10 protein-coding genes are annotated in these 14573 nt (G+C 65.6%); 6 read left to right on the plus strand and 4 right to left on the minus strand.

All coding sequences use genetic code 11. The annotated features are described in order from the left end of the window. Positions 1–157 precede the first annotated feature (157 nt). Entirely contained in the window at positions 158–2743 is a 2586-nt protein-coding gene (locus ACVWZ4_RS20750) for an EAL domain-containing protein (RefSeq protein WP_456790318.1), read from the plus strand. A 104-nt stretch (positions 2744–2847) separates the two neighbouring features. Further along, on the plus strand, positions 2848–4062 hold the full coding sequence (locus tag ACVWZ4_RS20755; RefSeq protein ID WP_456790319.1) for an ABC transporter substrate-binding protein: 1215 nt from the start codon (positions 2848–2850) through the stop codon (positions 4060–4062). A gap of 51 nt (positions 4063–4113) precedes the next feature. Here the strand turns inward: ACVWZ4_RS20755 and ACVWZ4_RS20760 are convergent, their stop codons facing one another. The 3 genes from ACVWZ4_RS20760 to ACVWZ4_RS20770 form a co-directional block, all read right to left on the minus strand. Next, positions 4114–5871, minus strand: a complete 1758-nt coding sequence (locus tag ACVWZ4_RS20760) for a peptidoglycan-binding protein (RefSeq protein WP_456741068.1) — start codon at positions 5869–5871, stop codon at positions 4114–4116. A gap of 159 nt (positions 5872–6030) precedes the next feature. Continuing rightward, entirely contained in the window at positions 6031–6444 is a 414-nt protein-coding gene (locus ACVWZ4_RS20765; RefSeq protein WP_456698997.1) for a hypothetical protein, read from the minus strand. Between the two features lie 250 nt (positions 6445–6694). Continuing rightward, entirely contained in the window at positions 6695–7306 is a 612-nt protein-coding gene (locus tag ACVWZ4_RS20770) for a TetR/AcrR family transcriptional regulator (RefSeq protein ID WP_456698996.1), read from the minus strand. A 141-nt stretch (positions 7307–7447) separates the two neighbouring features. Here ACVWZ4_RS20770 and ACVWZ4_RS20775 point away from each other — a divergent pair, with 141 nt between their 5' ends. From ACVWZ4_RS20775 to ACVWZ4_RS20790, 4 genes are all read left to right on the plus strand, one after another. Next, the gene (locus ACVWZ4_RS20775) at positions 7448–8680 is read left to right on the plus strand and encodes a cytochrome P450 (protein ID WP_456735985.1); all 1233 of its coding nucleotides are present in this window, start codon (positions 7448–7450) and stop codon (positions 8678–8680) included. A gap of 143 nt (positions 8681–8823) precedes the next feature. After that, complete coding sequence (locus ACVWZ4_RS20780; protein WP_456741069.1) at positions 8824–12456, plus strand: AsmA family protein; 3633 nt, start codon at positions 8824–8826, stop codon at positions 12454–12456. Positions 12457–12675: 219 nt separating this feature from the next. Next, complete coding sequence (locus tag ACVWZ4_RS20785; RefSeq protein ID WP_456698993.1) at positions 12676–13803, plus strand: DUF2336 domain-containing protein; 1128 nt, start codon at positions 12676–12678, stop codon at positions 13801–13803. A gap of 25 nt (positions 13804–13828) precedes the next feature. Beyond that, on the plus strand, positions 13829–14071 hold the full coding sequence (locus ACVWZ4_RS20790; protein WP_456698992.1) for a hypothetical protein: 243 nt from the start codon (positions 13829–13831) through the stop codon (positions 14069–14071). A 132-nt stretch (positions 14072–14203) separates the two neighbouring features. Here the strand turns inward: ACVWZ4_RS20790 and ACVWZ4_RS20795 are convergent, their stop codons facing one another. Next, positions 14204–14560, minus strand: coding sequence for a hypothetical protein (locus tag ACVWZ4_RS20795; RefSeq protein ID WP_456741070.1), 357 nt, complete (start codon positions 14558–14560; stop codon positions 14204–14206). Positions 14561–14573: the final 13 nt, after the last annotated feature.

Genomic DNA, 14573 nt, shown 5'->3' on the forward strand with positions numbered 1-14573 from the left:
GGCCCCCTCTGCGCCGCATTACTTCTCGGCGTTCGCGGAATGTTAAGCATGTCGTGCCTTCGCCGAACGCCGACGGGTTGCAAAAACGTCTTGGACACCATCGAAGCGTTAGCCTCGGGCCGAGTTTCGCATCTTTGCGATGTATCCGGATCCGACGATGCCTGGCTGCGACGCCCCTGTGCCCGAGATGCCTGACGCGCTGCGTGCGGCACTCGAATGCGCCGACGACGGCATCGTCATCGTCGATGGCGCGCGTCGTATCACGCATTTCAATGCCGGCGCAGAGCGGATCTGGAAGCTGGCGCGCGCTGACGCCCTGGGCGGCGATGCCGCAATTCTCACTCTCAGATGCCTTCAGGCCGATCCGGTCGTGGATTTCCGCGACGAGATCAGTCTGGTGCGGCGCGACGGCAGCCGGATCAAGGCGATGATCGCACTTTCCTCGGCGACCATCGGCGGCGCCACCCATCACATCGTATTCGCGCGCGACGTGACCGCGGACGCCGAGCGTCGCGTCAGAATCGGGCTCCTCAACGCGGTCTCGGACCAGACCAATCGCGCGGTGCTCATCACCGACGTCGAGCAGAACATCCGCTACGTCAATTCCTCCTTCACGACGCTGTTCGGTTACACCAGCGCGGAGGCGGAGGGCCGGCGCGCGGCCGAACTCATCGCCGGTCGCCATACCAACCGCACGGCGATCGCCAGGCTCGTCAAGCGGCTCGTCGATGGCGGACCGCGCGGCGAAGTCGAGACGCTGGTCTACACCAGGGACGGTCAGGAGATTTGGGTGTGCGCCCGGATCGACGTCTTCCGCGACAACAAGGGCCGCGTCAAGCACATCTTCGCGCTGCTCGAGGACATCACCGAGAGCAGGCAGCTGCGCTCGCTGCAGCAGCTCATCATGGGCGCGCTCGCCGACGAGGTGCCGATCACGGAGATTGCCGACCGGCTGTGCCGCCGCGTCGAGCAGATCGCGCCCGACGTCGTCTGCTCGCTGCTGCACGTCGATGCCGCAGGCCTGATCCACCCGCTTGGCGGCCCGAGCCTGCCCGAGGACTATTCCCGCGCACTGGATGGCCTCGCCGTCGGCCCCGATGTCGGCTCCTGCGGCACCGCCGCCTTCTATGGCGAGCCGGTTCTGGCTGAAGATCTCGACACCGATCCGCGCTGGCAGCCTTACAAGGCCATGCCGCTGGCGATCGGGTTGCGTGCCTGCTGGTCGACCCCGGTCAAGTCCAAGGACGGCCGTGTCATCGCGACCTTCGCCTTTTACTATCGCGAGCCGCGCGCGCCCAGCAACTGGCACCGGCGCATCGTCGATGCCTGCGTCAACCTCGGCGCCTTCGCGATCGAGCGCAAGGAGGCGCGCGCCGAGATCGCGCGGCTCGCCTATCACGACATCCTCACCGGCCTGCCGAACCGCGCGCAGCTGCGGCACCTGATCACCACCGCGATCGATGCCTGTCCGACCGGCTGCCATGTCGCGCTCGCCTTCCTCGACGTCGACCGTTTCAAGGACGTCAACGACACGCTCGGCCATGCCGCCGGTGACGAGCTCCTGATCCAGCTGGCGCAACGCCTGCGCGAGCAGATCGGGCCTCAGGACATGCTGGGCCGCCTCGGCGGCGACGAATTCGTCATCCTGCTGCCGCATCGCAATGCCGAGGGCGCCGAGCGCGTCGCGTCGCGTATCGCCGAGGCCCTCGCCGCGCCGTTTCGGCTCGGATCGAAGCCGATGGCGATGTCGGCCAGCATCGGCATCAGCCTTTACCCCGATCATGCCTCCGACATCGACACGCTGATGCAGCAGGCCGACGCCGCCATGTACGTGGCCAAGCTGGCGGGCCGGTCGACCCATCGCATGTTCTCTGCCGAGATGAAGGGGCTCGCCGAGCAGCGACTGGCGATGATCGCCGCGCTCCGCCGGGCCGTCGCGGAGGGGGCGCTGACGCTCAGCTATCAGCCGCAGATCCGCAGCAGCGACGGCACCGTCCACGGCGTCGAGGCGCTGGCGCGCTGGCACGATGCAGCGCTGGGCGAGGTCTCGCCCGCAAGATTCATTCCGCTCGCGGAAGAATGCGGCCTGATCGAGCAGATCGGCCTGTGGTCGGTGCGCGAGGCCTGCCGGCAAATGGCGCACTGGCGCCAGGCCGGGCTCAACATCCCCTGCGTCTCCGTCAACCTGTCGCCGCTCAACTTCCGCAACGTCACGCTGGCCGCGCGGCTCACGGACATCCTCGCCGAACACGCGCTGCCGCCGGACGCGCTGATGCTCGAGATCACGGAAGGAACTTTCATGCAGGACGGCGCTGCCGCGCTGGAGACGATGCATGCGATCCGCGCGCTCGGCATCGGCCTGTCCGTGGACGATTTCGGCACCGGCTATTCGAGCCTGAGCCGGCTCGCCCATCTGCCGATTCGCGAGCTGAAGATCGACCGCAGTTTCATGCGCGACGTCGACAAAGATGCTGGCGCACTCGCCATCGCCACTGCCGTCGTGCGCGTCGGCCAGGGCCTCGGCCTGACCGTCGTTGCCGAAGGCGTCGAGACCGAAGGCCAGCGCAAGATCCTGGCCGAGCTTGGCTGCGACGTCGTCCAGGGCTTCCTCTATGCCCCCGCGCTCGCGCCTGTCGCCCTTGAGCGCTGGCTGATCGAGTATTGCGCGGAACAGGCGAGGGCGATGCTCGGCCGGCTCGACGTCGCGGCGGCTGGTCGCGATGCGGTGAAACGGTCGGCCTAAGCGGCTCCTGAGCAGAGCGACTTAACGGGTCGACATTCCACAAGGCCGAGATCATTATCCCCGCAGACGTCGCGGCAAACAGCGACGCGACAGGGAGAAGTTTCATGCGTTGTTGCATTGCGGTGGCGGCAGTCGCCACCTTCGTCATTCTATCGAGCTCGGCCTCCTTCGCCGCCGACAAGCAGTACGATCCCGGTGCCAGCGATACCGAGATCAAGATCGGGCAGACGATGCCTTATAGCGGGCCGGCGTCGGCCTATGGCACGCAGGGCAGGGCGGAGGCCGCCTACTGGAAGATGATCAACAGCCAGGGCGGCATCAACGGCCGCAAGATCAACTTCCTCAGCATGGACGACGGCTACAGCCCGCCGAAGACAGTGGAGCAGACGCGCAAGCTCGTCGAGCAGGACGAGATCCTGGCCGACATCGGTTCGCTGGGCACGCCGACAAATTCCGCCATCCAGAAATATCTGAACGGCAAGCGCATTCCGCACCTGCTGATCTCGACCGGCGCCTCGAAGTGGAACGATGCGAAGAGCTTTCCCTGGACGACGCCGTTCTATCCGCCTTACGCGCAGGAAGCCAAGATCTACGCCAAGTACATCCTCAAGGAGCTTCCCGACGCGAAGATCGGCGTGATCTATCAGAATGACGATTTCGGCAAGGATTACCTGAAGGGTTTCAAGGAGGGCCTCGGCGACAAGGCTGGTCTCATCATCAAGGAGCTCAGTTATGAGGTGACCGATCCCACGATCGATTCCCAGGTCGTCACTCTGAAGAGCGCCGGTGCCGACGTCCTGATGACGATCGCCACGCCGAAATTCGGTGCGCAGGCGATCCGCAAGGTGACCGATCTCGCCTGGAAGCCGACGCATTTCATCGTGTCGGTTGCAAGCTCGATCGGCGGCGTGCTCGGGCCAGCCGGGTTGGAAGCGTCCACCGGCCTGATCACGGCGCTGGCATTCAAGGTCGTGGGCGACCCCGCATGGGACTCTGATCAGGGCGTGCAGGACTATCTGGCGTTCATGAAGCAGTGGTATCCGGACGGAAATCCGATCGATGGCAGCAACCAGGTCGGTTACACCTCCGCGCAGTTCACGGCGCTCATCCTGAAGAATTGCGGCGACGTGCTGACACGCGAAAACGTCTTGAAGCAGGCCACCAACATCAGCAAGGCCTCGCTGCCGCTTCTCCTGCCCGGCATCACGGTCTCGGTGACGCCAACGGACTATTCCACGTTCGACACCTTCAAGCTGGCGAAGTTCGACGGCAAGACCTGGAAGTTCTTCGGCGAGAACCTGAGCACGGCATCGCGCTGAGGGCAGCCAAAAGCCCCGCCGGAGGCGGGGCTTGAGACGAGACCGGCCGGATTACTTCTTGGCCGGCTGCCCAGACGTCGATGGCGGCGGGGCATTGTTCTGGTTGGTCTGTCCAGTCTGCGTGCTCTGGTTGGTGCTGGGCTGACCGGTCGACTGGTTGTTGCTCGGCGCTGGGGCCTGGCCGGTGGTCTGGCCTGATGGCGGTTTTGTGCTGGCCTGGCCCGAATTCGCGGGCTGGCTCTGCTGCGCCTGGTCAGATGTGGACGGCTGGTTCTGCGGAGCCTGACCCGTGGTCTGGTTCTGCTGCGCCGGCGCGTTGCTCTGACCGGTGCCTTGTCCGGTCGTGTTCTGCGGCGGCGTCGACTGGCTATTCCCGCCCTGGCCGACCGTCGTCGACTGACCCTGCGTGGCGCTGATCTGATTGGATACGCCAAGCGCAGCGACGGTGCGGCTGTCGATCGAGCCGGAGGCCTGGAAGCCCTCCTGCCGCTGGAAGGAGATCAGCGCGCGGCGCGTTTCCGGCCCGAGGACGCCGTCCGCTTCGCCGGACAGCATGCCGCGCTGGATCAGGACGCGCTGGACGATTCGGATCTCGTCGGGGCTGAGATCGAGCGCAGCGACGCTGCTGTTGCCGCTCGAGCTGCCGCGGCGGGCATAATGCGTCCGCGGACCGGCGGGGATGACGTCGACGATCCGGCGGCTCCGGTCGGTGACGACGATCTCGTCATCGACGACGAAGAAGCTGTCGTCGCGGTAGTCAGGATAGACGTCGATCAGCGCGGGATAATCCGCAACAGAGATGACCGAGATGTCCCGCGGCACGACCGCGCCGGCATCGACGCGGAAGTTGATCGCGTTGTCGTTGACCCGCACGCGCTCCACATTGCGGGAATTCAGGACCGACTGTTGCAGCCGTGTCTCCTGCTGCGCGTTCAGCTGCACGCGGCCGGACATGCTCTGGGTCGTCCCGTTCTGAGTCTGCGCCTGAGCGTTTGCCTGTCCTTGCGTGTTGGCGCCGGTCGTCGTGCCCTGCGCGCTCTGGCCCTGGGCGTTGTTGTTGCCCGTGTTCGCGCCGGTGGTCGTCTTGCTCTGATCCTGCGCGTTCTTGTTCTGCGCCTCGCTCCTGGTGTTCGCGCCGGTCGTGGTGGAGTTCGGAGCCTGCGCATTCCTGCCGGTGGCATTCTTCTCTTGTGCGGTCTTGTCCTGAGCGCTCTTGTCTTGCGCAGCCTTGTCCTGCGCACTCTTGTCCCGGAGGTTGTCCTTGGTGTTGGCGCCCGTTGTCGCGCTCTTGTTCTGCTCTGCGCCTTGCGACTGATGCATACGGTCGCCGCGGCTCTGCCCGACGGTCTGGTTCTTCTGTTCGCTCTTGTCGTTCTCGGATTTGGACTGACGCGCGTGGTCGCGATCGCCATGCGACTGGCCGACGGTCTGGTCCTTGCCTTGCTTTTCATGCTCTGATTGAGACTGGCGCATATTGTCGCGATCGGGGGCCTGGCCCACGGTCTGCTTGTCGCTCTTGTCGCCCTTGTCAGCGGCGCGCCTGCTATCCTGCATGGCGGAGGAGCCCTCGGCCCGGCCGCCGGCGCGGCCCTGCGTCATGCCTTCGCTGTGGGAAGCACCGCCCGCGCCATGCGACATCGCACCGCTGGAATGTTCCGCGCCACCACCGCTGGAGGTTCCGCCGCCAGCACTCATTCCGCCGCCGGCACCTTCGCGCATACCCTGCGCCGAGCCCTGCACAGACGCCAGGCTGACGCCGGCGAGCAGCACTGCTGTGCTCAGCAGGAACTTGTTCTTTCCAATGTTCATCTCGATCTCCCTGAGTTTGTCGCTTGCAGTTGCGCCGGCCCTGTCGCGGCCGCGCGCATCTCTCCCGGTCGAAGCCCAAGGAGTCGGCCTTTGGCATCGACCCGATATTTGACGTCGGGGGCTCAGCGTTCCGTGCCGAGCCTGTCGTGGCGCTTCACATCACCAGTGATGGTACCAACGATGGTGAAAGAAGTGCCGCCGTGGGAACGGGCCGCCGTAGTAAGCGTAAGCCGGACGCACGATGCGGCGATAGTGGTAGCCGTAATAGGCCGGCGCATACCCGGTGCTGTAGTAGGTCGTTGTGTAGCCGCCCCACGGATAAGGGTCGTAGCCGCCGTAATACGCAGGCGCGTAGCCGCCGTAGTACCCGTAACCCGGGCCATAGTAGCCGTAGCCCGGACCATACGCGTAAGCGGACGATGCCAGGCCGCCGAATATGGCGCCGGCGATCAATCCACCGGCCAGCGCTGGGCCGAAGCCACCATGCCAGCGGGCCTCCGCGGGCCTTGGTGCCGCTACGGCGCTCACGCCGAGTATCCCGACGGTTGCGAGAACCAGCGCGGTCTTCTTCATGTGCGTTCCTCCTCGTTGGTGTTGTGATGTCGGGCCAACATCAACGACGGGCAAAAGTTGCAAGCGCGCCTTCGGGAGAGACAAAGAGTCATGAAGATAAACGAGCGTTTATCTTGCGTGCTGGGCGACTGCCGTCCACAGCCTTGTAGCTGATCGCGACGGCAGAAGAGATCGGCGCGTTCCACTGCTTCGCGTTTGCCGACCGCTTGCGCGTTCCCCGGACTGCGACCGTTTAGCGCATGCGAAAGGCTTAGTCCGACGCCAATCCCGTCCTGCGCCGCAGATCCGTGATCGCGCGCAGAAAGCTGTCGGCCGGGGTCGTGTCCGGATCGATCAGCCGGTGCAGGCGGAAGCCGTCTTCCAGCGCCAGCACCACCGAGGCCATCCAGGGCGGGTTCAGCGTGTCGCCCATGCCGTTGTCCTTCACGGTCGCCTCGACGATGTCGGCGATCAGCTTGCGCCGGGCGCGCAGGCGTTTTGCCAGTTCCGGCCGGCGCTTCTCGGCGCGCGCAACGAACAGGATCATCTCCATGTGGAGGAGGGGCGAGCGGCCGAGCGGGTCCTGCTTGCTGCGGTCCATCGACTTCAGCGCGGCGATGAAGTCGTCGAGATTGTCGTGCTGGGCGAGGATGTCCATGTTGCGGCGGATCGACTGCTCGACATGGTCTTCGAGCATCGCAATGATCAGCTCGTCCTTGCTCTTGAAATTCGAATAGAATGCGCCGCGGGTAAAACCCGCAGCGGCCGCGATCGCTTCGATGCTGGCGCCGCCGATGCCGTCTTGCTCGAACACGTGCGCGGCCGCCTCGAACAACTTGTCGCGCGTGTCGTCCCTGGTCGGCCTGGTTCTCACCCTTGACATCGGGCCAGTTTAGGGCAGAATGCAACTCGATACAACAATGTATCGAGTTGATGATCTGATCAAGTCATCTTGGGGATGGTTACGCCGGGCTCCGGGCTCTGGCTGCGTATCGTGTCATGCGGCAACCGATGTGAGGTCACCATGAACGAGCAAGTGCAACCCGCAGGCGGCGATCCGCTGTTCAATCCATTGTCGCCGGACTTCATCCGCGATCCCTATCCGCATTACGACCGGCTGCGCACGATCGATCCGGTCCATGCGACGCCGTTCGGCCAATTCGTGGCCAGCCGTCATGCCGACGTGAGCCTCGTGATGCGCGACAAGCGCTTCGGCAAGGATTTCGTCGAGCGCTCCAAGCGCCGCTATAGCCCCGAGATCATGGAAGAGCCGGTCTTCCGCAGCATGAGCCACTGGATGCTGCAGTCCGATCCGCCCGATCACACCCGCCTGCGCGGCCTCGTGGTGAAGGCCTTCACCGCGCGCCGGGTCGAGGACATGCGTCCGCGCATCCAGGAGATCGTCGATCAGGCCATCGATGCGGTGATCGAGCGCGGCCATATGGACCTGATCGAGGATTTTGCGTTCCGCCTGCCCGTCACGATCATCTGCGAGATGCTCGGCATTCCCGAGGATCACCGCGAGGCCTTCTACAAGAGCTCGCGCGATGGCGGGCGGTTGCTCGATCCGGTTCCGCTCACGCCGGAGGAGATCGCGAAGGGCAACGCCGGCAACATGATGGCGCAGATGTATTTTCAGCAGCTGTTCGAGCTGCGCCGCCGCAATCCGGGGGACGATCTCACGACCCAGCTCGTGCAGGCCGAGGAAGACGGCAACAAGCTCACCAACGAAGAGCTGACGGCCAACATCATCCTGCTGTTCGGTGCCGGCCACGAGACCACTGTCAACCTGATCGGCAACGGTCTGCTGGCGCTCCATCGCAATCCGGACCAGCTCGCACTGCTGAAGGCGAGGCCCGAGCTCATGACCAACGCGATCGAGGAGTTCCTGCGCTATGATTCCTCGGTGCAGATGACCGGCCGCGTCACGCTGGAGGATATCGACGATCTCGGTGGCAAGAGGATCCCCAAGGGCGAGACCGTGCTCTGCCTGCTCGGCTCGGCCAACCGCGACCCGGCTGTTTATCCCGATCGCCCCGATCGCCTCGACATCACCAGGCCAAACGTCCGGCCGCTGTCGTTCGGCGGCGGCATCCATTTCTGCCTGGGGGCCCAACTGGCGCGCATCGAGGCCGAGATCGCCATCGCCACCCTGTTGCGACGGTTGCCGGATTTGCGCATCGACGACGTCGAGAACCCGGAATGGCGGCCGACCTTCGTGCTGCGGGGCCTGAAGCGTCTGCCGGCCAGCTGGTGATGGCCGGGTGCATTAACCTCCGCGCGCGACAGCCGCTGTGACTTCGCCACACTTCTCTTTATATAGGGGCAGTTCCGGCGCGCCTGAAGCTTGATTGAAGGCTTGGGTTTGACCCGGGTGCCGGCTTGGCCGAGGGGAGACCCGTGCAGACGACGCTGCTCGGATTGGCGATTGCCTTTATTTTAGCGCTTCTGGCTGCGCTGATCGGACCCTATTTCATCGACTGGAACCAGTTCAGGCCCCAGTTCGAGGCAGAGGCGACCCGTATCATCGGGGTGCCGGTGCGCGTCGGGGGCGAGCTGGATGCGCGGCTCTTGCCGGCGCCGACGCTGCGGCTGCGCTCGGTCACCTTCGGCGGCAACAACGATCTCGGCCGTCTGCGTGCCGACAAGCTCGACGTCGAGTTCAGCCTGAGCTCCCTGATGCGCGGCGAATGGCGCGCCACCGAGCTTTCGATTGGCGGCATGGCGTTGGACCTCGGCCTCGATGCCCGAGGCAAGGTCGATTTGCCGTCCACGGCGAGCGGCACCTTCAATCTGGCTTCGCTCGCCATCGAGCGGCTGAACCTCACCGGCCGCATCGCGCTTCACGACGCGGCCAGCCGCTCGACCCTGGAGCTCAACGACATCGTCTTCTCCGGCGACGTGCGCTCGCTCGCGGGCTCGGTGCGGGGCGACGGTAATTTCACCGCCAGAGGGGTACGCTATCCGTTCCGCGTGTCCTCCGGCCCGAGCCCCGATGGCAGCGCCACGCGTCTGCACCTCAATATCGATCCCGGCGAGCGCGCCGTTTCGGCCGATCTCGAAGGCGTGCTTGCCTTCGACAACCGCCAGCCGAAATTCGACGGCGCATTGACGCTGGCCGTGCCGCCGACGAAGAAGGCAGGCGGGGCGGGACCGGTGCCGTGGAAGCTCACCGCAAAACTCAAAGCCGATCCGGCAGGCGCCAAATTCGACCAGATCGACGCGAGCTTTGGCCCCGAGGATAGCGCGCTGAAGATCGGCGGCGTCGGCGATCTCAGGTTTGGCGCGTCCCCGCTCCTGCGTGCGGTCCTGTCCGCGCGGCAGGTCGATGCCGACAAGCTCGCGGGCAGAGACGACGCCGATCCGCTGCGCATTTTGCCGGCGCTGCGCGCAGGGCTTGCGGCGATCCCGCAGGCGCCGATCCCGGCGCAGATCGAGTTCAACGCCGACCAGATCATGCTGGGCGGCCGCCCGCTCCAGAACATCACGACCGAGCTGCAGACCGATGGCCGATCCTGGACCTTCCAGCGGCTCGAGCTGCGCGCGCCCGGCATGACGCAGCTGTCGCTCAATGGCGCGACGCCCGGCGCCGACAGCTTTAGCGGCCGCCTCAGCGTCGAGTCCTCCGATCCCGATACGCTCGTGGCCTGGCTCCAGGGCCGCAACGACATTCTCAGGCGCAGCACGCGGCCGTTACGCCTCGCCGGCGACGTGACAATCGCCGCCAACCATCTCGCCATCGACAAGTTGAAGGCCGACATCGAAGGCGGTGCGGTCGAGGGCCGCATTGCGTTCGTCCAAACGGGCGCCAGCAAGGGCTCGCGGATCGATGCCGATCTCAAGGCCGACCGTCTCGACCTCGATGCCGCCGCGAGCTTCGTGCGCGCGCTCGCCGGCCCTCAAGGCGAATGGCCGGAGGAAGCAAAACTCTCGCTCGACATCGGCCGTGCGATCTCGGCGGGGCAGGAGTTGCGGCCGTTCGCAGCCAGGCTCGGCTACGGTCCGACGTCGTTGTCGCTGGAGCAATTGCGGTTCAGCCAGGCGAGCGGCGTCACCACGGAGGCGAGCGGCAGCTTTGATCGGACCAAGGCCACCGGCAGGCTCGCACTGACATCGTCGGCCAACTCGCTGCGCGACCTCACGGCGCTGCTCGAGCCGATCGCGCCCGCCGTGCGCGCCCGCTTCGATGCCATCCCGGCGTTGCCTGGCGCGACGCGGTTGAAGCTCGACCTCAGCCTCGACAAGAGCGCCGAACATGCTGATCGCAGCGACGCGCGCGCCGTCTTCGACCTGGATGCGCCGCAGCTCAAGGCCATTGCCACGCTCACCGCGCAAGCGCCTGTGGCGGCGGTGAACGGCATCGACATCGAGAAATTGCGCAACAGCGACTTTACGCTGGAGACGAAAGTCTCGGCACCCCAGGCCGCCGCGCTGACGGAACTGCTCGGTCTCGATCGCATCGCCGCTGCGGGCGAGGGCGCTTCGCAGCTCGCGGGCAAGCTGAGCGGCGCATGGCGCGGGCCGATGCAACTGAACGCAAAGCTCAGTGGCGGCGGGCTGGACGCGGATGTGCAAGGGAATCTCGAATTGTCGGCGTCGGAGCCGAAGGCCAATGTCAATCTGCACGTGCGCAACGCCAATCTGGCGCCGCTGTTCGGGACCAGTCCGGCCGACAAATCGGCGCGGTCCGTAAACCTGTCCTCCCGCCTCGCGCTGTCAGGCAATCGGCTGACCTTTGACGATCTCGACAGCACCGCTGCAGGTTCGCATCTGCGCGGCCATCTCGTCATGACGCTCGATCAGGAGAAGACCGTCGACGGCGAGGTCGGGCTCGACACGCTCGATCTGGCGCCGGCGCTCGCACTGGCGATCGGCGCGGCCGGACGTGACAGCGGCGAGGCGCTCAGCGCCGGTCTCGTCACTGGCTGGCGCGGCCGTATCGCGTTTCAAGCCTTGCGTGGCAGCCTGCCCGGCGGCATCGAGCTGCGCCCGTTCAGCGGCACGATCAGGGGCGACGGCCAGTCGCTCGCGCTCGATGCGCTCAAGGGCGGCCTCGGTGGCGGCGAGATGACGGCAAGCCTCGATGCGCGCAACGGCGCCAACGGTCTGGCGCTGAACGCGCATCTCGATCTCACCAATGTCGATGCGACCTCGCTGCGCTACCGCGATCTCGCGCTGCCCAAGGGACGCGCCTCGGTGCAGATGACCCTGACGAGCCAGGGCCGCAGCGTCTCGGCGCTGACAGGCGCGCTCGCCGGCAACGGCACGGTGACACTGGACTCGGCCGAAATCAGCGGCCTCAATCCGCGCGCCTTCGAGATCGCCATCCGCGCCAGCGATGGTGGGCAGGTGAGCGACGACGCCAGGTTGCGTCAGCTGGTCGAGCCCGCATTGTCGGCGGCGCCCATAGCGGTCGCCTCCGCACAGATTCCGTTCACGATCCGCGACGGCCGCCTGCGCGTCGGTGCGACCCCGCTCGAAGCCAAGAACGCCCGCGCCATCGTCTCCGGCGGTTACGACATTCCGGCCGATCAGGTCGATATCCGCGCCAGCCTGACGCCGATCATGACCGGCCTTTCCGGCGCGCCACCGGAGATCCAGCTGTTCGCGGCAGGTCCGCCCGACAAGCTCAGCCGCACCGTCGATCTCACGCCGCTGTCGTCATGGCTTGCGGTGCGTACGATCGATCGCGAGACGCGGCGGCTGGATGCGATCGAGCGCGGCGAGCCGCCGCCTGCGACCGCCGCGCTGCCGACACTGGTCTCGCCCGAACCGGAGCCGCCTCCGGCGCTGACCGAGGTGCCGTTGCCGGGACGCGATCCGCGCCGCCCGGCGCCGAAGCTGAGGGTTGAGCCCAAGGCCGCACCGACGCCAAGGGCGCCGCTTGCCGCGCCCGCGGCGCCGAGCCCGCCGCTGGCAAGCCAGCAGGTGGCGCCGCTGCCGCCGCCGATCGACGTGCGGCCCGCCCCGGGCCTGCCGCCCGCAAGACCCAGGCCGAAGCCGCCGCTGGTCCTGACGCCGTCGAATCCGTAGGACGAAGGTGCGAGCCGTTCGGTGCCCACCTCCGGCGTGGGACAGGTGGCACCTGACGCGCCGGTAAACCCATTTCCCCGCATTTGAACGAATTTTCGTCGGCAAACTGCTGCGACGATTTTACTGGATTCTCGCGTTTGATCTCTAGGTTGGTTCCAGAGCAATCCGGAGTCCTGCCTGCAGACGCAGGATGGCGCGCGAGGAACTGGGGTTATCGACATGAACGGGGCGACGACGCTTCTACAAGATCTGGACGACGCGATCGCGCGTGGTACCGACGAAAGCAGGGCCAAAGCGCTGTGGCATGCGACCGACCTTTTGATCACAGGCCGCTATGTCGATGACGACATCAGCATGTTCGGCGAAGTCATCGGCCGGCTCGCCGACGAGATCGAGGTCGCCGCGCGGGCGCAGCTCTCCGAATTGATGGCGGGTTGCGATCACGCCCCTCTCAACGTCATCGAGAAGCTTGCCCTCGATGACGAGATCGAGGTCGCAGGGCCGGTGCTGCGCGGCTCCAACCGCATCGACGAGAAGGTGCTGGTCGAGAGCGCCATGACAAAGGGCCAGGCGCATCTGCTCGCGATCTCCCAGCGCGAGGCGATCGGCGAGGCCGTGACCGATGTGCTCGTCAAGCGTGGTAACCAGGAGGTTGTCACCGCCGTGGCCAGGAACGAGGGCGCGCGCTTCTCGGGTTCGGGCCTGCTGCACATGGTCCGCCGCGCCGAAGGCGACTCGATCCTCGCCGAGCAGCTCGGTCTGCGCAAGGACGTGCCGCGCCACATCTTCCAGCAGCTCATCTCCAAGGCGTCGGAAGACGTCCGCCGCCGGCTCGAGACCGAGCGTCCCGAGATGATGTCGCAGATCCAGACCTCGGTGACCGAGGTCACCGGCGATCTGCAGTCCAAGTTCGGTCCGTCCTCGCGCAGCTACTTCGTCGCCAAGCGCGTGGTGACGACGCAGTACCGGCAGGGCAACCTCAATCAGGTCTCGATCTCGAACTATGCGCGTCAGCATCGTTTCGACGAGGTGCAGATCGGCCTGTCGCTGCTGTCGTCGCTGCCGGTCGACGTGATCGAGCGGGCGCTGATGGATCGCAACCGCGAGATGATCCTGGTGCTGTGCAAGGCGCTCGACTTTTCCTGGGACACGACGATGTCTCTTCTGTTCCTCGGCGCCAAGGATCACCTGATCACGGCGCGCGAGCTCCACGACAACGAGCGCGATTTCGGCCGGCTCAAGATCGAGACCTCGCGCAGCATTCTGAAGTTCTACCAGTCGCGCAAGAACAGCGCCGGTGCCGATCCCGCGACGGGTCGTCAGCCCGAGCTCCAGCAGGTTCACTGAACGGGACATCGAGGGAGTATTTGTAATGTTGCCTCAATTCGGTACCGCAGTTCGCAAGAACAAGAGCCTTAACAAGAGCCTCGTTGGCGCCGGCGGCTCGGCTCCGGAGAAGGCCACGGTCGACGCCGCATGGCTCGTGCTGGAGGCCGCCAATGATCTCGGCGACCACGCCGCGATCGAAGCCTGCCGCCGCGTCATCGATGCCGAGCTGAACGGCACGGTGCCGGGCAGCTCGGACATCGATCTCGTACTGGGTTATTTCCGCTAGGGAGCACCCTCCCGGTCGCAACAGTGAGCGGGACATGGAACGTATCGTTCCGAATGACGGCCGGTTCGCGGGTGCTGTTTTTTGATCAAGGTGTCCGTTTCATCTCTCCCGGTCGGGAGAGGTGAAGGACGATCAGCCGCAATTCCAGATCGCGCCGATCGGCGTCCGCGTCCAGCACGGACCGAAGCTGCCGCCATTGTAGCGGGAGCCACCGAAGCCGGGCCGGCCGAAATAGTGCCATTCGCCGTCCATGTAGCGGTAGTAGGCCGGCACGCGATCGATATACCAGGGACGCTGGTTTTCGCGCGCGTAACGTCTGAAGCCGTTCTTCTGCATGTAGATCGGCTGGCTGTTGCTCAGCGGCTGGCGATAGCCCGGCAGGAAGCCGTAGCCATGCCAGGCTTGCTTTTTGTGGATTTGCGCGGCCGGTGCGGTGGCCGGCAGCAGCGACAGAATGACAGCAACGAAGAGGCACACGAAGCGGGACATGACCGAACCATAA

The organism is Bradyrhizobium sp. USDA 4472 (genome assembly GCF_054058595.1).